Genomic DNA, 19,875 nt, shown 5'->3' on the forward strand with positions numbered 1-19,875 from the left:
TGACCTTTAAATGTAACTATTTCCGCATACCCATTTTTGTGAATGAAAATGGACATAACTGTTTGAATAATCAGCATTGTTGAACTGAAAACAAGGCAGAGAGCCAATTTTTCTAGGTAAAAATTAAGCGCAAAAAAAGAGAGAACGGAGCAAATTCTCTCAAAAACTGAAGAATTGCTGCCCCGCCCTCTTTTGGGAAGGCTTATTTTTCTAACTGCCAAATGTCTTTTGCATACTCTGTGATGGTATCATCAGAGGTAAATTTATCAGAATTAGCAATGTTAAGCAGACTCATGCGAGCCCAAGCTTCACGATCGCGGTAGAGTGCATCAATTTTTTCCTGCGCTTCCACATAAGAGGTAAAATCCTCAAGCAGGAAGTACTCATCATTATGCGTAATAAGGGCTTCATAAATTTCTGCACCCTCACTTTGACTGTTTGGAATTGTTCCATTGATAAAGGTATCCACCACGCGCTTAATGACTGGGTTTGATTCATAAACACCGCGCGAATAATAATCATGATTGCGATAGTGGCTGTATACATCATCCTTGTTCATTCCGAATATGACAATGTTATCATCACCAACTTCATCCTTAATTTCAATATTAGCGCCATCAAGCGTTGCTAAGGTGATAGCCCCTGTCATCATGAACTTCATGTTAGATGTTCCAGATGCTTCCTTAGAAGCCAAAGAAATCTGTTCAGAAACATTTGCTGCCGGAATGATAAGCTCTGCTAAACTGACATTATAGTTTTCAAGAAAGACAACCTTAAGTTTACCTTGAAGTGAGTCATCATGATTGATAAGATTTGCCAGTTCATTGATAACTTTAATAACAGACTTGGCAAAATGATAACCCGGTGCTGCCTTGGCACCAAAGATAAAGACACGGGGAACAATATCAAGATCAGGATTATCCTTTAAATCCCAGTAAAGTTTGACAATATGCAAAACATTGAGCAGCTGGCGCTTGTAGGCGTGAAGCCGTTTGACCTGAACATCAAAGATAGCATCTGTAGATACTTCTACACCTGTTGATTCTTTAATGTAAGCAGCTAATTTTGCTTTAGCTTCCTGTTTAACCTGATAAAAATGATTAAGTACTGCAGAATCATCAGCAAAATCATTTAGCTTGCGTAACTCATGGATATCTGTACGCCAGCCCTTGCCGATTGTTTGGTCAATTGCTGCCGATAATTCAGGTGCTGCAATCTGTGTCCACCGGCGTTGGACAATACCATTGGTCTTATTATTAAATTTACCCGGATAGAGTGTATAAAAATCATGCAGAGTATCTTCTTTAAGCAGCTCTGTATGGAGTTTTGCCACACCGTTTACAGAATGTCCGCCGATAATAGCAAGATTAGCCATATGAATCTGATTGTCTTTTACAATCCGAGTATTCTCAATAATGTGCGGATCAATGCCTTTTTGTGCCAGACTGGCAACAAATCGGTTGTCAATTTCGAGAATAATCTGGTAAACACGCGGCAGGACATTTTTGAAAAGTCCGGCATCCCATTTTTCCAAAGCTTCTGACAGAATGGTATGATTGGTGTAACTCATGGTCTGTACCGTCGTTTCCCAAGCCTGATCCCACTCTAAACCGTAATCATCAACTAAGAGACGCATAAACTCAGCCGGTGCAACCGCTGGATGGGTATCATTGATATGGACAGAGATTTTTTCATGAATCCGCTCCAACGGCCGTCCCTGCTTCAGATAAGATTTGATAATGGTTTGCAAGCCAGCACTTGTCATGAAGTACTCTTGAATTAAACGCAGTTCTTTTCCTTCATAATTAGAATCATCCGGATAAAGAACAGCTGTGATATTCTTCACCCGCCGGCGATCTTCCAATGTCGGGTAATTAAGCTCATATTCTTCAGGGATTTCAACATCCCAAAGACGGAGATTGTTGATATTGTCATTGCCAAAACCAATCTGCGGAACATCGTAAGGTACGGCGCGAAGAATCTGAGCACCGTCATAGACAGGGACAATACGCCCTTCTTCATTAGCCTGCAGATACACATTGCCAAAGAGCTTAACTTCAACAGCACCATGATCTTTACGGGTTTCCCAGACATTGCCGACAGAGCCAAACCAAGAATCAGGCAGCTCTGTCTGATAGCCATTGACGATGCGCTGTTTGAATAAACCGTATTTATAGCGCAGTCCGTTACCAAAGCCAGGATAACCGGTTGTTGCCAGCGAATCCATGAAAGCTGCCGCTAAGCGTCCCAAGCCTCCATTACCCAGAGCCATATCATGCTCAGCATTTTTAACATCATTAAAGTCAATACCCAAATCTGCAAAGCCTTCTTTAACGGTATCAAGAATACCCAGATTCAGCAGATTGGTTTCAAGCATCCGGCCAGGAAGAAATTCAATAGAGAAATAATAAGCTACCTTTTGATGGTTCTCTGAAATTTTGCGGTTTCTTTCCAGCCAAAGCGGTGTGTAATATTTGCGAATAACCTTTGCCAGAGAACTAAAGAGTTCTGCCGGGGTGGCATCAGGTACTTTAATCAGCTGTTCTTCATGAAGAGTGTCTTTGAAATCACGGATAAATTTTTCTTTTGTTAGTTGCATTTTTTTCCTTTCATAAGAGACTGCAATAACTGCTAGGATTTGTGCTGTTAGCCAACAAACTGACTGCTGCTGTTTTAAGGTCAGAACAAGCAACGAGTTGCAGCTTGAGTGAAAAAATTTTTAAAAGAACTGTCAATTCATACTGGCCAAAAATACTGAACCCTAAGAAGCAAGAGTCAATCTGCTGATACAGACAATCATCTTACTTTTTATTTTGCTATTTCTTTATAGAGATCTTCATAGGCCTGACTGGCCGTATCCCAAGAGAAATCCATGTTCATCGCATTTTGCTGCAAAATTTTCCAGTCTTCCTTCTTATTATAATAAACATCCAGCGCAGTCTCAAGTGTTTTGGTCAACCAATAGCCTGAGAACTCTTGGAAACCAAAACCTGTCCCTGTTCTTTCAAATTCATTATAAGGAATGACAGTATCCCGCAGTCCGCCCACTTCATGCACGAGCGGCAAGGTACCATAGCGCATAGCCATCATTTGTGACAAGCCGCACGGTTCAAAAGCACTTGGCATTAAGAAAATATCACTGGCAGCGTAAATCTGCTGAGCCAATTCTAAATCAAAAGTGATATTAGCCGATATTTTATCAGGATAGGCATGACCAAACCAAGAAAAAGCATTTTCAAAATCAGCATAGCCAGTTCCCAGCAAAACTATTTGCAAATCAAGCTGCATCATTGTATTGAGCTGATCAACAACCAAATTAAACCCTTTTTGATCTGTCAGACGGGAAACAATACCCACTAAAGGAACATCATCACGCACTGGCAGACCGACACGTTCCTGCAAGGCTGCTTTATTTTTAGCTTTGCCTGAGAGATCATCTTTTGAAAAATGTGCTAGTAAATACGGATCTGTTTCCGGATCAAATAAATCCGTATCAATACCATTGACGACACCGCTCAGCTTACCTGATTCCATCCGCATGATTTGGTCAAGTCCCTTACCAAATTCAGGAGTCATGATTTCTTTAGCATAGGATGGTGACACAGTGGTGACACGATCAGCATACAGCACTGCTGCCTTCATCCAGTTGAGACAATCATTCCAGCGCAAAGTACCATCACGATAACGTTCATCTCCAACGCCAAAAAGTTCTCCTAACATGGATGGATCAAACTGTCCTTGAAATTCAATATTGTGAATGGTAAAGACTGTTTTAATGCCATGATAGGCATTAATCCAATGATATTTTTCCTTTAACAAATAAGGAATCATTGCAGTGTGATAGTCATGAACATGGAGAATATCTGGAATAAATTGAATTTTTTCCATAGCCTCTAAAGCAGCTAATTGGAAATAGGCAAAGCGTTCGCCATCATCAAATTCTCCATAAACCTGACCACGATAAAAATAATGCTTATTATCAATAAAGTAAAAGTCAACACCGTCTCTAAAAATATGTTTAACACCAACATATTCACGGCGCCAGCCAACATTAGTGAAAAAGTAGAATAAGTCTTCTATCTGATCACCAAACTTAGCATCAACAGCATCATAATAAGGAAGAATAACGCTGACGTCGTTTCCGTTTTTAACAAGGGATTTAGGCAATGCCCCAATGACATCGCCTAATCCGCCAGTTTTCGCAAAAGGAGCTCCTTCTGCTGCTACAAATAAAATTTTCATTAAATCATATCCTCAACAATTTCGCTTGCTTTTGCTATAACAATCGGTTTATCTGCTGTTCCGCGAATTGTCACTCCCGGTGCAATCTTGACATTCTTATCCAAAATCGCATTTTCAACCACAGCTCCTTCACCAATAGTAACCTTAGGAAAAACAATGCTGTTTGCAACTCTGGAATTATCCGCAATATAGCAAGTCCGCGAAATAATGGAATGCTCTACCGTACCTTTTACAATACTGCCCGAAGCAAACTGGGCATTTTTCACAGTTGAGTTAGCCGCAAAATAGGTTGCTTCTTCATTTTTAACCTTGGTATAGACCTTTTGGTTAGAATAGAGGAGAGAATAGAATTTTTGGGAATCCAGCATATCCATATTAGCATCGTAATAAGACTTGACTGATGAAATATTTGCCAAATAGCCAGTGTATTCAAAGGCCAAGGCTCTTTCAGAAACCGTTAAATCACGAAGCAGGAAGCGAAGATTCTGAGGATTTTCCTTTTGATTTTCTTTTTCCATCTGCTCAATCAGCCAAGGAGTATTAACAATGTAGATACCTGCAGACATTTTTTCAAATTCATTGCTGCCGTAGCTTTCCTGACGGCCGGTAACGGTATCTGTTTCATCAATTTCCAAAATATCATTGGCCTTAGAAATAATATCAACAGGCAATTTCTTATAAACAACTGTGATATTGCGCTTATTGGCGTTGTGCAGGTGAATGACCTGCTGGAGATCAATGTTACACAGAATATCGCAGGACATGTAGATGGTTTGATCTGATCCTGAGCGCTTGAGATAAGTCAAAATTTGATCGTAATAATCTTTGTCTGCGTAGATACTGTCTTCTCTAGTATTGTAGAATCCTAGGAAATAGTGGCTCAAAAGAGTATTTAACCCCCATTCGCGCCCGCTTCTAATGTGGTCAAAAATGGAACGGATATTTTGTCCGCGGAAAATACCATAAATACTGCGAATCCCTGCATTAGCTAAATTTGATAATTGAAAGTCAATCAAACGGTATTTGCCATCAAAAGGCAGGTTTGCCAGAGGACGTGTATCTGTTAATCCTTCCATTTCAGGAAAGCCAATAGCGCTGCCTAAAATTGCAGAATATTTATCAATCTTCATTTGGAACCCCCACTACTTCATTATAACCAATAACTTGAACTTCATCTGTTCCGTCAACTTCAACACCTTCACCAATCTTGGCTCCTTCACCAACGATGGCACGCTTAATCTTAGCACCTTCGCCAATAACAGCACCGCTCATGATAAAGGAATCTTTAATCTCAGCGCCTTCTTTAACTTGAACATTAGTTGATAGGATAGAATGCTCAACTTTACCAGAAACGAAGCAGCCATCTACCACCAGTGAATCTTTGACATCTGCCTCATCAGTAATGAAGTTAGGCGGTGCAATTAAGTTTCTGGAATAAATTTTCCAAGAACGATCGCGGCTGTGAAGGTCATTGTCTTCCCCAATGTACTCCATATTGGCTTCCCAGAGTGATTCAATGGTCCCAACATCTTTCCAGTAGCCATCAAAATTATAGGTATAAACGCGTTCACCTGATTCAAGATAAGCAGGGATAACATTTTTACCAAAGTCAGACATGTCAATATTATTTTTTTCAGCATCTACAAGCATGGTCCGCAGACGATCCCAATTAAAGATATAAATCCCCATTGAAGCTTTAGTTGATTTTGGATGTTCTGGTTTTTCCTCAAATTCAACAATACGGTCATTAGAATCAGTATTCATGATACCGAAACGGCTGGCTTCTTTGAGAGGAACATCAATAACAGCCACAGTCAAACTGGCCATATTATCTTTATGCGTCTGAAGCATGTCATCGTAATCCATCTTATAGATATGGTCACCTGACAGGATTAGCACGTATTCAGGATTAACACTGTCGATATAATCAATATTTTGATAAATAGCGTGACTGGTTCCTTGGAACCAACGATTTCCTTCAGTCGCAGAATAAGGCTGAAGAACTGTTGTTCCGGAGTCGATACCATCAAGACCCCAACTTGAGCCATTTCCGATATGATTATTAAGAGCCAGCGGCTGGTACTGAGTAATCACACCAACATTATTAATTCCTGAGTTAGCACAGTTTGACAGTGCAAAATCAATAATACGGTAACGTCCCCCAAATTGAACAGCAGGCTTTGCAATACTTTGTGTCAGTTTGCCCAGACGTGTCCCTTGTCCTCCTGCGAGGATCAAAGCTAACATTTCATTCTTCATGTGAATTTCCTTCCCAAATAATTTTTATTTTTTTAAACGACGTTTAATTTTCCAGATACTTGCTCCCAGAGCCGGCAGAGTGAAACTGAGCGTATTTTCATAGTCCTTCCACAAATCTTTTTGCGTTTTGACTGTCTCGTTGTGCTCTTTCCAGACACCACCGAATTCCTCAAGTTCAGTATTCCAGATTTCTTCATATACGCCTGCGACTGGCACGCCAATTGTAAAGTTTTTGCGTTCCACAGGAGCCATATTGAAGACACAGACCAATAAATCTCCTTTCTCATTTTTTCTAATAAAGGATAAGACACTCTGATCAACATTGTCAGCATCAATAATTTCCAAGCCATCATAGCTGGTATCGACCTGCCAGAGAACTTTGTGATCCTTGTAAAATTGATTGAGCTTGCTTGTAAAAGCCTGCATTTTCAAATTCAGCTTGTCTTCTTCTTCTAAATTTCCCCACTCCAATTCATGGTCGTATTTCCATTCCAAAAACTGACCGTATTCGCTGCCCATAAAAAGCAGCTTTTTGCCGGGATGGCACATTTGATAAGTGTAGAGATTGCGCAGCCCTGCGAACTGATTGTAACGATCCCCCCACATCTTATGCATCAAACTCTTTTTCCCGTGAACAACCTCGTCGTGCGAGAATGGGAGAATAAAATTTTCAGAAAAGAGATACATGAAACTAAAAGTTACCAGGTTAAAATCATACTTGCGGTAAATTGGATCCTCTTCATAGAACTTAAGAATGTCATTCATCCAGCCCATATTCCATTTATAGTCAAATCCCAAACCGCCTTCTTCGCGGCGGCCTGTAATCTTGGTCATGGCCGTTGATTCTTCAGCAATCATCATGACATCCGGATGAGCCAGCTTAAGCACTGTATTTAAGCGCTGCAGGAAGTAGTAACCTTCCAGATTGCGGTTTCCTCCTTCTTTATTAGGCTGCCAAGGCCCTTCATCATAATCCAGATAAAGCATATTGCTGACAGCATCAACCCGAATACCGTCGATATGATAAAAATCTATCCAAAATTTAGCACTGGAAATAAGGAAAGACTGTACCTGATTCTTTCCAAGGTCAAAATTCAAAGCACCCCAGCGGTAATTATGAGCTCTGTCATGATCCTGATATTCAAAAGTCGGAGTTCCGTCAAAGTAAGCTAAAGCATCATCATTGATAGTGAAATGCCCCGGTACCCAGTCAACAATAACACCAATATTGTTTAAATGGCAGGCCTCAACAAAATCTTGAAACTGCTCAGGCGTTCCATAAGTATGTTCAAAAGCAAAGAAACCCATGAGCTGATAGCCCCAGCTCATACCCAGAGGGTGAGCCATAAGCGGCATGAATTCAACATGTGTATAGTTCATCTTAACCAGATAAGGGACCAGCTCATCTTTTAATTGGTCAAAGGTGTAAGGACTGCCATCCTCATTGTGTCTCCAAGAGCCAGCATGAACTTCATAAATATTAACCGGACGCTTAAAGAATCCTAAGCGCTTGCGGCGGCCCAGCCACAATCCGTCTTTCCATTTCTTTTCAGGAATAGTTCTGATTACAGAGCCTGTTCCCGGACGCTCTTCCAGATAAATGGCAAAGGGATCAATCTTTTCGACAATCTGTCCGCCCTGACGCGTCACAAGATATTTATAAATATGCCCCTCCTTAGGCAAATCAGTAAAGACTTCCCAAACACCGGCTTCATTTTTTTGCATCTGCAGAGGATTGTCAAACCACCCTGTAAAATCACCGATCACATGAAGATCTTCAGCATTGGGCGCCCAGACTCTAAAGACATATCCCTTAACACCATCTTTTTCGGTTTCATGAAAACCAAAGTAATGCTGCGCATGGAAATTTTCACCCGTTCCGAATGTTCTCAACGCCTCTTTTTCGTCCATTCAACCACCTCCTCTAGTTAATTCGTTAAAAATATAATAATTCTGCCTTAATAAAACAAAAATAACCCAAGTAAAAACTTGGATTATTTTTTAATTCAAGGACCACAGCTATCAAATTTTCAAATCAATGATTCAATATGAAAGCGCTATCTATATCTTTACTCATATTATAGCATACTTTTCATTCTATGTCATATTAATTTCAGTCTTTTTCTCATTTGCATTAAAGTCTAGTTGGAAAACCTTACCAGCACCGCTGACATTAACAGTAACCAGTCCTGAGCCATATTCTGCTGACGCTACATAAACATGTTTGCGGATGTCCTCAAAGCTCTGATATGAAAAGGCGGTTTCCTGCGTTTTCAAATAAATTAGTTTTTTTACAAAATCAACAGTCGATTTATACAGAGTAACATGATTCCAGTTAACCTGATTGACAGCATCAGGTGCATTATAACTGTTCATGGCCCGTTCTTTGTCTGCAGCAGTAAGCTCTCCGTCCGGGCCTGTCGCAAAGAGCTTAGTCCGCAGAAATTCCTGTCCTAACTGCAGAAAGACCATACCCTGCATGAGAATACCAAGACTGGTAGCCAGCTCTACCCGCTTAATGTGACTGACTTTGTCATCTTCAGGGTGCAGTTCTAAAAGAAGGTCATTCAGGTTGTAATTATCATGTGCTTCAACATAGTTAAGCACCTGATCGGGTGCCAGATAGGGTGCCAGCTCATCGCTTCCCAGCATTCCTTTGGCCAGTTCGTATTCGGTTGCTTCTCCAGAAACAAAGCCACATTTGAAATCTCCGTAAACCTCAGCACCTTTAATAGCATTTCTGACATCATCATTAAAGAAACCGATGCGGGGCATCTGATTGGCATTGTCCTTTTTAGCCTTGTCTTCTGGCATGAGTCCTATTCCCATATCCCAGCCTTCACCGTAAAGTAAAATATTAGGATCAATCTCATCAACAGCCTGACGAATAGCATTCATGGTTTCAATATCATGCAGCCCCATCAAATCAAAACGGAAACCATCAATATTATAGGCTTCTATCCAATAAAGGACAGAGTCAATCATATATTTGCGGAACATTTCCTTTTCACTGGCTGTCTCATTACCGACACCTGAGCCATTTTGAAAGGAGCCATCACGGTTCATCCGATAGTAATAGTCCGGCACTGCCAGCTGAAAGGCCGAATCCGAATTTGAATAAGTATGATTGTAGACAACATCCATGATAACACCGATTCCGGCATCATGATAAGCCTGAATCAGCTGCTTGAGTTCAAGAATTCGAGTGGTCGGTGCATGTGGATTGCTGGCAAAACTAGCCTCGGGAACATTGTAATTTTCCGGGTCATAGCCCCAGTTGTAGGCATAAGAACCATCAGCTTCAAATGTTTGATGATGGTCAAAAACTGGCTGCAGCTGAACATAATTAATGCCTAAATTTTTCAGATAATCAAAAGCAGTAGAATCACCGTACTGATTTTTTGTGCCTCTTTCAAAGGCTCCCAGGAATTTACCGCGATTTTCCAGCCGGACACCTGATGTTTCAGATGAGGAAAAATCTCTAATATGCATTTCCGTGATTACTGCTTTATTGGGATTACTGAGCCGCCAGACGGCATCTTTACCTTGTTTAACTGCAAATCCTTCAGGCTGTAAATCGCTGTCTGAAACAACAACAGAGCGTCTGCCATCCGCTGTCACTGCAATTGAATAAGGGTCTCTTGTATCTCTAAAGGTTCGCTTGCGGTAGTAAACACGATAACGGTAAGCATGAAAGTTCAGGTCTCCTTCCATCTTTAAGAACCAGACCCCTTGTGTGTTTGTTGTATGGTCAGCAGGGGTTCTGCTGTTCCCACGATTCATGCTGATGACCTGACTGACACTGGCGTTTTCTGTAGTTGAACTGTAAAGAATCAGCTCGACCTTCTTGGCAGTAGGCGCCCAGAGGCGAAATTCAGTCGCATCTTTTTGGTAGGCAAAGCCAAGCCAGCCCTGAAAGCCCCATTCTTGGTCAAAACGCTTGCTGTTAACAGCCATATCAAAGGCATGCGGCTGGCGTCGGTTATAGGCATGGCTCGCAACTGCTGCTTGCCTAGAATAATAGAGCGTATCATCACCTTGGACAATCCAGACTTCACTCTTGGACAAACCGGGATTGCAATTAATACTAAAATCAGGAGTTCTAATGGACCAGTCAGCATTCTTGACAATAAGATAGACTTGATTTTGAAATTCATCAGACTCATAAACGACATTTCCAACAATTCCGAAACTATCAAAACGTGAGAAAGAAGCGTCTTTTCCCAGCTGTCCGCTCATCCATTGCCATAAACTAAAATCAAAATAATTTCCTTTATTACTATGGTAATGTACAACTACGGTATTTTTCATGTATTTTACCTAACTAATTTGTCTCCTCTGTTTTATCCAGCCCATCTAGATTTTCGGCTTCTTTAGTGAATTTCTGAGCAATTGCTTCTAAGGCTAGTTCTTCTGTATCAAGCGTAATAGCATCGTCAGAAATCTCGTCTGTATTGGCAAAAAATTCAATATGATTATTCAGATTGCGCAATTCAATCGGCGCATCACCGCCATATTCACCATCGAGATTAATCATCATTCTCTTAGGAGGATTGCCCTGAGGAATTATTTTTAAATAGCTTGTCTTTATGTACTCAATTTTTTTATGATTGATGTGCCGGCCGCCAGCAAGAACAAGACGAATCAGATCAGTCAGTTCGAAAAGATTGGCCGTCTTAACCAAAATCAAGGTGAATTTGCCGTCGTCTAATTTAGCATCCGGAGCAATGGTTTCAAAACCGCCGACCGAATTGGTCAAAGCCACAAAAATCATGGAAGCCTCGCCTTCAAAAACTCCGTGGTCGTGAAATACCTTAACAGGAACATTGCGAACACGCGGCAGCAGTTCAGCCCCCTTGACCAGATAAGCCAAGTAGCCAAACATTGTTTTTAGCTGGCTGGGCACACTGTAAGTTAATTCAGTCAGACTGCCAGCTGCGGCAATATTGATAAAGTACTTATCCTTGTAAGCCTGACCAATATCCATATGGACCGTCTGATTCTTGCCGATAAGCTTCGCTGCTTCAACCGGATTGCCGCGAGGAATCTTAAGAGCCCGGGCAAAATCATTGGTTGTGCCGGTGGGAATAATAGCCATCTTGGGACGTCGTTTCAAAGGCGCAATGCCGCTGACCACTTCATTGATTGTTCCGTCTCCGCCTGCTGCAATGACAAGATCAAAACCGGCAACAGCAGCACGTCTTGCTTCGTTTTTGGCAGAATCTGCTTCAGGAGTCGTTTGAAAAGCACTGGTCTCATAGCCAAAGCTTTCCAGAAGGTCTAAAACATCTGCCACATTTTTCTTCATGATTTCCTGACCAGAGGTCGGATTATAAATCAAACGTGCACGTTTGCGTTTTCTTACCATATTCTTTCTCCCTTCACAGACTTTCTAACCAAGCCTCATCTTTAATTTCAATGCCTAAATTTCTAGCTTTTTCTAATTTTGAACCGGCGTCACTTCCTGCCACCACCAAACTGGTTTTTTTAGAAACACTGCCGGCAACATTAGCACCAAGATTCTGCAGTTTTTCCTTGGCTTGACTGCGGGTCAGTTTTTCCAGCTTTCCTGTCAGGACAACGGTCAGGCCCGAAAGAGCCGCATCATCCGACACGCGCTTGCCCAGATAAGCCAAGTTTAAGCCTGATGCCTGCAGTTCAGTCAGAAGTTTTTGAGCACCGCTGGTAGCAAAATAAGTTTTCAGCGACTGAGCAATAACTGTTCCGAGACCGTCAATAGCAGCAATTTCGTCAAAATCTGCCGCTGCCAGCTGCGGAATATTGTCAAATTTTTCCAGCAAAAGCCGGCTGACCTTGCTGCCGACATGGCGAATACCAAGGCCAAAAAGCAGCTTTTCAGCCGAATTCTCCTTGGAAGCCTGAATAGCTTTATACAGTTTAGCCGCTGATTTTTCTTTGATACCTTCAAGCTGCATCAAATTCTCAGTGCTCAGCTGATAAATATCAGCCACATCATGAATCAAATCCGCCGCAAACAGCTTCTCTACAATGGCAGGACCGAGGCCTGCAATGTTCATGGCATTGCGACTGGCAAAGTGAATCAGTTTTTCCTTGAGCTGAGCAGGACAGCGAGGATTGACACATCTCAGCGCCACCTCATCTTCAAAATGAATCAGTCCGCTTTGGCAGGACGGACATAGATTAGGAATCGGCATTGCTTCCTGCTGATGGCGCTTGGATTTTACAACATGCAGAACCGCCGGAATAATATCGCCTGCCTTATAGACAACGACTGTATCCCCAATTCGAATATCTTTGTCAGCAATATAGTCAACATTGTGCAGTGTTGCCCGGCTGACAGTTGTCCCTGCCAGCTGCACTGGCGTCAGATTGGCTGTCGGTGTCACAACACCGGTTCGTCCGACCGTCCAGTCAACCGATAGAATTTCTGCTTCTTTTTCCTCCGCTGGAAATTTATAGGCAATGGCCCAGCGCGGCGCCTTAACTGTAAAGCCAAGCTCCTCCTGCATGGCTAAGCTGTTGACCTTAATGACAATGCCATCAATATCATAATCCAGCTGAGAGCGCTCCTTGGCAACAGTTTCAATAAACTGCCAAATATCATCCATTGATGAGGAGACCATATGACGCGGATTAACAGTGAAACCTAGTTTAGCAAAACTCTCAAGCACCGCTTCCTGACTTTCAGCCGCAGTCGGCCCAGCTTCCTGATAAATGAAGGTTGCCAGCCTGCGTTTGGCTACAATCCTTGTATCCAGCTGCCGCAGGGTTCCTGCTGCAGCATTTCGGGGATTGGCAAATTCGGGTTCTCCATTTTCACGGCGCTCAGCATTGATGTTTTCAAAGGAAACTTTGGGCAGATAGCATTCTCCCCTCACTGTCAGATTGATAGGCTGAGGCAGGTGCAAGGGAATATCCTGAACACGCTTTAGGTTTTCCGTTATATTTTCACCGACAGTTCCGTCCCCCCTTGTGGCACCGACCTGAAGAATTCCATCTACATATGTCAGAGAAATTGAAAGGCCGTCGATTTTCAATTCTGCTAAATATTCGGCCTGCGGAAATTCTGTCTTCACCCGCTGGTCAAAAGCACCCAGTTCCTCACGGGAAAAAGCATCCTGCAAGGAAAACAGAGGATACTCATGAGTGTATTTTTCAAATCCCTCTAAAACAGGTCCCCCCACACGGTGAGTAGGGCTATCCGGCAAAACATCCTGCGGGTACCTTTCTTCTAATTCTGCCAGTTCCCGATAGAGCCTGTCATACTCCGCATCAGAAACACTGGGACTGTCTTTAGTATAGTATTCTTTGGCATATCGGTTCAGCAGCTGAACCAGCTCATTCATACGTTCTTTCATACATCTTATTTTACCATATTTTCACCGGCTTTCCCTAATTTTTTAAATTAGGAAATAAAAACAAGGTAAAAATTCAAAAGATAAACGTCACATATTTAAAAAGACGCTCAACCGCCTGCTCTCAAAGCATTATCCTACTAGACTGCCTAGGTTTACACAAGGCAGCAGATGCTTTCTGCAAGCATTGCCCCTTCTTATACTCAATAAAAATCAAAAATAGACTAGGCGATGAGCTGCAGGCTGTACTAAGGTCGGGCAAAGCGAAGGCAACGACGTATAGTTTTGATTTTTGAAGAATATAAAAAAATAACCTTCACGCGGAAGATTACTTGGTAAAATCAATATGCTTGGCTGCTCGGTCAACCACCAGCGCACCAATAAACAAGGAAATAAATTCTCCCAGAGCCGTTGTCAGCCAAGTTATTAAAAAGGGAGTGTTAAAAATGATCTTTAGCTCTGCTGCAATGGTGAACATAGACAGGGAAAAGAAAACAGCAAAATAAAGGAAAGCTTTGTTAATAAAGCCCTTAAAAAAATAAGCATTTTTGTATTTGGCAAAAAGGATAACGCCCAAGCTGACAAAAATCAGGGTTGATCCGCCGCCGACAAAAACATCAATCAGACCGATTGTACCCAGAGCATTAGCAATCATGCAGCCCAAGGTTACAGCAATAATATACTTCGGATTGTAAAAGGCCAAAAAATAAAGCATTTCAGCCAAACGAAACTGTATACCGCCGTAAGAAAGAGCATTGAGAGGCGGTGTGGCAGTCAATACAACGTAAGCAGCTGCTACAATAGCGATATGGCTTAAATCACGAACAGTTAATTGTTTCATCAGTTCTCCTTTGACGGCTCTACCGTTTGTAATATGCTTGGTGAAAGGACATAAGCACCAAGGGCTGCTGAGCGCAGCTTATTCAGTATAGCATATTTTCGCTTTTTTTGATATAGTAAGTTTATGAAAAAATTATTGACTAACAACTTTGTAAAAAAAGTTACCCAGCATGAAATTTTCAAATATTTGATTGCAGGCGTACTAACAACTATCTTTTATGCCATCATCCGTATCGGACTTTATTCTATTCTGAAAAATGCTGCTTTGACGGCAACAATAGCTAATATCTTGGCTATTATCTTTGCCTTTATCATTAATGATACCTACGTTTTTAATCAGGCCAGACAGGATTGGCAAAGCCGCTTTGTTAAATTTTTCTTGGCTCGGCTGTCAACCCTATTTTTGGATACCGGTTTGGCCTATCTTTTAGTTGACCGTTTCCCTGGAATTATCGGTCAGTTTGTAAACAATAACATGGACTTGGTCAATGCTATTGCTATTTTGATCGGTCAGGTATTAATCATGGTGACCAACTACGTTATCAGTAAGGTCTTTATTTTTAAAAATAAAAAATAATGGCTCATGATATGATATCATGGCCTTTTTTATATGCAAATCTGTATTGCTTTAAATCCAATTCTTTTTCTGGGCAATTCTGACAGCATCTGTTCGATTGCCGGCAGACAGCTTGTTAAAAATACTGGTCATGTAATTTCTAATCGTCCCGTTTGACAGGAATAACCTTTCGGAAATTTCTTGATTGGACAGTCCTTTAGCTGCTAAAGCTAAAACATCTTGTTCACGCTGACTGAGAGGGTTAGAGGGGAAGGCTGCTTCCTCAATCAATTCAGGGGAATACTCCCTTTGCCCGGTCAAAACAGTATGGATAGTCTGCATGAGCTCAGAAGCCGAGCGGTCCTTTAAAACATAAGCATCTACATGAGCAGAAAGAGCACGTTTGAAGTAGCCAGCTCGCTTAAAAGTCGTCACAATGATGACTTTGGTATCCTGATGCTGGCGAATCCATTCTAATACGTCAAGACCTGTTTTGACAGGCATTTCAATATCCAAAATGGCAACATCAACATCTTCTTTACTGAGTAAGTCAATAGCCTCCAGACCGTTTCCTGCCTGATAGACCTGCTCCACATCATCTTCCATGAGTAGGAGCTGACAGAGGGCATCCCGCAGCATGGACTGATCTTCTGCTACTAATAAATTCATTGTCGGCCTCCTTCTTCTAAAGTCACATGTATAAGGGTTGGATCTTGACTAGATAAAATCATGACATCTCCCGTAACCAGTTGCAGACGTTCCCTTATCGAATGCAGCTCCTCACCAGTCAACTGGCCAAACCCACAGCCATCATCACTAACATCAACAATCAACTTGTCATCCCTGTAGAGTTTGATGTGGCACTGACTGGCTCTGGCATGCTTGATGATATTGGTAGTTAATTCGCGCAAAATCATGGTCATGCTAGACTGGATAACTGGCGATAGCGCAGCTAAGTCCAGCCGATTATCTATCATTAGGTCAATCTCTGACATAGCAAACATCTCTGCGATATTGTCCAACTCTTCAGCTACCGTGCGGTATTTGAGATTGTTAATCAGCTCGCGAACATTTTTCATGGACTCTTTACTGATCTGGTTGAGATCTAGCAATTCCTTACGGACAGCATCCAGCTTCTCCTGGTCCAATTGTCGCAGTGCCAACTCTGTCTTCAAACTCATCATAGCAAAGGTATGCCCTAACGTATCGTGCAAATCACGGCCAATCCGATTGCGCTCATTTTCGGCGGCTAAGAGATTAATTGTCTCATTTTTCTGATACAGTTCATCCTGCATCTCACCTTCTACTCGCAGATTATACTGAGAGTAAGTCATAAAGAGAATGAAGATGGGAACAATGGTCACCATAACGTGTTCAATAAAGCTAGCAGCTCGTATTTCCCCGCCAATAACCGTTATCAATAGAGCTAGAAAATAGCTGAGTGCTCGATAGGATCTAACCTTATCTCGAAAACGCCAAACCAAAAGATTGCTGTGAAAAAAGAAGAACCAGGCGAATCCACCATCATAAACACACGACATGTAGACCGTGTAAGCTAGAGAATAAAGCCAAAGAACCGCAATTATCTTGTGGTAAGTCTTTGAAATTCTCACGAGAACGACATAGGAAAAAGCAAAGAGAGCTGTTGGCACTAAAGTCCACAGAGGATAACCTAGAAAAAAGGCTCCCGCAACGGGATAGACCATAAAAATCAAAGTCAAATAATAAAGTAAGTTATAATTCTTAAAAAGGCGAAACATCATTTTACCTCAAGTTTTTTTCCGACTGCCAAAGCAATTGTTAAAACTATGATAGCATATCCTGCAAGAATTAACAGGGAGCGAACGGAAAAATCACCCTTGAAGTAAGAAATTAAGAGATTGTTGAGATGATAAGTTGGCGTAAGCTTGGCTAGCTTTTGCATAAAGTCAGGGAAGCTTGACACTGGCATCCAAAGTCCGCCCAAAACTGCCAAGCCCATGTAGAAGATATTGGCAACAAGGGAGAGACTTTGGGCTGACTTGATATGAGCAAAAAGAGCGCCAAAAGGCATAAAACAGATTGCTCCTACAAATAAAAGACTCGCACTAGTCAGCCATTCTCTGGCAGACATATCAACTCCTTTGACAAAGTGTCCTACCGCAAAAACCACCAAAATTGCCAACATAAAATGAACAAGAATCGCCAAAATTTTACTAAAGTAGTACTGCCAAATAGGAATAGGACTGTGTTGGATATTTCTAAGACGGTTGCCATTTCGGTCTTCCTGAAAAGCATAGGGTAAGGAAAAGAAGGCAAAGCTAAGACTAGAAAAAGCTGTCATTTGTATCATATATTGTCGTACCCAATAACTCACTTGTTCCTTGGGCATACTGTCTTCATTAGCCCAGATGCTAGTAAATAGCAGAAAAAACGCAAGAGGCATTCCTATTCCCATAATTAAGTTAGATAGGGAACGTTTATTGACGAGGTATTCTTGGTGTAAAATGGCTTTAAACGTTTTCATGGTCTTGCTCCTTTGCCATATCAAAGATAGTATTTAACAGTGTGCGGTTGGTCATTTCGATGTCTTCAATAGGACATTTGGCTTCTGAGATTAAGTCCCAAATCAGCTGCGGCTGTTTGCTGCTAAAGGAAATAGTATCTGTTTTGATGGTCAGATCTTGAATTTCCTGCCCCTCAACGGCAAAGAGGTAATCAGCCGGCAGAGTGAAGACTTTTTCCTTTTCTTCAGAACGTAGGAGATAAGGCGTAGTGTCGCGCAGCAATTTTCCTTCATGCAAGACTAAAATTCTGTCTGCCGTATGTTCCACTTCTTCAATATAATGACTGGAATAAATAATGGTCTTGCCTGCTTTTTTCAGCTCAGCAATAATTTCCCAAAAACGCTTTCGTGTACTGGTATCCATACCCGCCGTTGGCTCGTCCAAGATAAGAATATCAGGTTGACCCACCAAGACTTGAACAAAAGCCAAAAGCCGTCTTTGACCGCCAGATAATTTCTCAGCAAATTGATTTTTCTGCTGTTCTGTAAATTGTAGCAAGTCATCAATGTCCTTATCTGTTAGCGGATTTGGATAAATGGCTTTTTGAAAGTCTAAAAGCTCTGAAACTTTCATCTTCTGCTCAGTCTGATTTTCTTGGAAAAGGATACCGACTTTAGATCTTAGCTGTAAGGCTTGAGCTGCCTGACCAAGAACATTCACTTTTCCTGTCGTTGGTAAATAATCTCCCAGAAGGCAGTTAAAAAGTGTTGTTTTCCCTGAGCCGTTGGGACCAATGAGCGCTAAACAATCGCCTTCATTAACCTCAAAAGAGAGGTTTTTCAGCACCTTTTTATCCTTAAAATTTTTTGTCAGCTGTGACACCTTAATTACTGTTCCAGTCATGCTAGTTCTCCTTTGCTCTGTTAACAGTTAAAAATATTTATCTGGATCAAAAAAACATACATCAGTCCTATGTTAAGATAAGCCCTATACCAAGCATTTCTGCTATCGCTACCAAAAACACTAAAAAGTAAGCAACACGTAGTATTTTATTGATTCCTTTACTTTCTGTCTTTATTATAAAAAATAAAAGACACTCCGTGTAGCACAGAATGTCATATCGTGACATGACTTTTGTCATATCTAATTTGTGATGGCTGAGTTTGCACAGCTGGCTCGGTCAAAAACAGAGCCTAGCAGACAATCTTAGCTAAATACCATCATTTCTTATTTTCGTCATCTTTTTTAGCTATATAGTCCCGTCTGGACTGGATAATAGTAATGATGTTGCCGCGTCTTGGCTTAAATTCTTTAACGTATTTTTTCTGATAGCTGGCATTTAAAACAGCACCTAAAATCAAAATTCTGGCAAAGACAATAAACCACAGCATTAAAGCAAACAAAGTCACCGAGCCAAAAATCCGAAGATTTTCCATACTGGCAGTGGCATAGTTCAGATAAGTCCCAAACAAGCTCGTCATCGTAAAGAAGAGAATACTGGTAAAGACTGTTCCCGGCAGAATATAGCGGACTTTTCTAATTCGGACATTAGGCAAAATATAGTAGAGAACCGCTAAGGCAACGAAGAAAATTGCGGCCGTTACCGGCTGGGTTAAATTCATCAAAATATCATACAAATCCTGATTGAGATAGGAATTGTGATAGAGGAAGGTCAGCACCGTCTTACCAAAAGTTGACAGCATAATAGCCATTGCCAAAAAGAAGATTACTAGTAGACTGGCAAAGATACCTACCATATGTCCTAAAATTAAGTCACGATGGCTTTGAATACCATAGGACTTATTCATTGATTTTTGCAGGAAAATCAAACTTTTCGACATCGTCCACAGACCTGTCACAATAGCCAGCCATAAGAGACTGGTAGACGGCTTATTAAAAATCCCCACCACAATACCCGATGTGCTTTCATAAAGCTGTTCAGGCAGATTATTCTTCATAAAAGATAAAAGCTCTGAAGTATCAATATTAAGATAAGGAAACAGGTTAGCAAGCAAGATTAAAAAGGGAAAGATAGTCAGAATCAGATAATAGGCTACTGCTATGCTAGAGAGATCCATCTCAGAGCTTTTATAATAGGTTAAAAAATTCTGAACATACTGGCTTGCCTGTAATTTTTCAATAAACTTTTTCACTG

At 41.3% G+C, this 19,875-nt stretch carries 15 protein-coding genes and 1 riboswitch; of the genes, 1 reads left to right on the forward strand and 14 read right to left on the reverse strand.

Annotated features, from left to right (window positions below):
• Positions 1–202: 202 nt before the first annotated feature.
• The 9 genes from SRA_RS06535 to SRA_RS06575 form a co-directional block, all read right to left on the reverse strand.
• Positions 203–2,599, reverse strand: a complete 2,397-nt coding sequence (locus tag SRA_RS06535; protein ID WP_003088964.1) for a glycogen/starch/alpha-glucan phosphorylase — start codon at positions 2,597–2,599, stop codon at positions 203–205.
• Between the two features lie 209 nt (positions 2,600–2,808).
• A complete protein-coding gene (gene glgA / locus SRA_RS06540; RefSeq protein WP_003088966.1) occupies positions 2,809–4,242 on the reverse strand; it encodes a glycogen synthase GlgA in 1,434 nt (477 codons plus the stop codon).
• Positions 4,242–5,372, reverse strand: a complete 1,131-nt coding sequence (gene glgD, locus SRA_RS06545) for a glucose-1-phosphate adenylyltransferase subunit GlgD (protein ID WP_003088969.1) — start codon at positions 5,370–5,372, stop codon at positions 4,242–4,244. The genes glgA and glgD overlap by 1 nt, the downstream gene beginning before the upstream one ends.
• A complete protein-coding gene (locus tag SRA_RS06550) occupies positions 5,362–6,501 on the reverse strand; it encodes a glucose-1-phosphate adenylyltransferase (protein WP_003088972.1) in 1,140 nt (379 codons plus the stop codon). The genes glgD and SRA_RS06550 overlap by 11 nt, the downstream gene beginning before the upstream one ends.
• Positions 6,502–6,525: 24 nt before the next feature.
• Positions 6,526–8,412, reverse strand: coding sequence for a 1,4-alpha-glucan branching protein GlgB (gene glgB / locus SRA_RS06555; RefSeq protein WP_003088975.1), 1,887 nt, complete (start codon positions 8,410–8,412; stop codon positions 6,526–6,528).
• A 186-nt stretch (positions 8,413–8,598) separates the two neighbouring features.
• Positions 8,599–10,812: a type I pullulanase gene (gene pulA / locus SRA_RS06560; protein ID WP_003088978.1), complete on the reverse strand. Its 2,214-nt coding sequence runs from the start codon at positions 10,810–10,812 to the stop codon at positions 8,599–8,601.
• A 13-nt stretch (positions 10,813–10,825) separates the two neighbouring features.
• Positions 10,826–11,869, reverse strand: a complete 1,044-nt coding sequence (locus tag SRA_RS06565; RefSeq protein ID WP_003088981.1) for a diacylglycerol kinase — start codon at positions 11,867–11,869, stop codon at positions 10,826–10,828.
• 13 nt (positions 11,870–11,882) lie between these two features.
• Complete coding sequence (gene ligA / locus SRA_RS06570) at positions 11,883–13,841, reverse strand: NAD-dependent DNA ligase LigA (protein ID WP_003088984.1); 1,959 nt, start codon at positions 13,839–13,841, stop codon at positions 11,883–11,885.
• Between the two features lie 325 nt (positions 13,842–14,166).
• Positions 14,167–14,679 carry a QueT transporter family protein gene (locus SRA_RS06575; RefSeq protein ID WP_003088987.1) on the reverse strand — a complete coding sequence of 171 codons (513 nt, stop codon included), beginning with the start codon at positions 14,677–14,679 and terminating at the stop codon, positions 14,167–14,169.
• Positions 14,677–14,774: riboswitch (PreQ1 riboswitch) on the reverse strand. Its footprint overlaps the gene before it by 3 nt.
• 28 nt (positions 14,775–14,802) lie before the next feature.
• Between SRA_RS06575 and SRA_RS06580 the strand changes: the two genes are divergently transcribed.
• Positions 14,803–15,255: a GtrA family protein gene (locus SRA_RS06580; RefSeq protein ID WP_003088990.1), complete on the forward strand. Its 453-nt coding sequence runs from the start codon at positions 14,803–14,805 to the stop codon at positions 15,253–15,255.
• A 51-nt stretch (positions 15,256–15,306) separates the two neighbouring features.
• Here the strand turns inward: SRA_RS06580 and SRA_RS06585 are convergent, their stop codons facing one another.
• The 5 genes from SRA_RS06585 to SRA_RS06605 form a co-directional block, all read right to left on the reverse strand.
• Positions 15,307–15,903, reverse strand: a complete 597-nt coding sequence (locus SRA_RS06585) for a response regulator transcription factor (protein ID WP_003088993.1) — start codon at positions 15,901–15,903, stop codon at positions 15,307–15,309.
• Complete coding sequence (locus SRA_RS06590; RefSeq protein ID WP_003088996.1) at positions 15,900–16,994, reverse strand: sensor histidine kinase; 1,095 nt, start codon at positions 16,992–16,994, stop codon at positions 15,900–15,902. The genes SRA_RS06585 and SRA_RS06590 overlap by 4 nt, the downstream gene beginning before the upstream one ends.
• A complete protein-coding gene (locus SRA_RS06595) occupies positions 16,994–17,740 on the reverse strand; it encodes an ABC transporter permease (protein WP_003088999.1) in 747 nt (248 codons plus the stop codon). Before SRA_RS06595 ends, SRA_RS06590 begins: the two co-directional genes overlap by 1 nt.
• Positions 17,727–18,623: an ABC transporter ATP-binding protein gene (locus SRA_RS06600; RefSeq protein WP_003089002.1), complete on the reverse strand. Its 897-nt coding sequence runs from the start codon at positions 18,621–18,623 to the stop codon at positions 17,727–17,729. Before SRA_RS06600 ends, SRA_RS06595 begins: the two co-directional genes overlap by 14 nt.
• Before the next feature lie 317 nt (positions 18,624–18,940).
• The gene (locus SRA_RS06605; protein WP_003089004.1) at positions 18,941–19,873 is read right to left on the reverse strand and encodes a YihY/virulence factor BrkB family protein; all 933 of its coding nucleotides are present in this window, start codon (positions 19,871–19,873) and stop codon (positions 18,941–18,943) included.
• Positions 19,874–19,875: the final 2 nt, after the last annotated feature.

Origin of the sequence: Streptococcus ratti FA-1 = DSM 20564, from assembly GCF_000286075.1 — a bacterium.
Lineage (GTDB): Bacteria > Bacillota > Bacilli > Lactobacillales > Streptococcaceae > Streptococcus > Streptococcus ratti.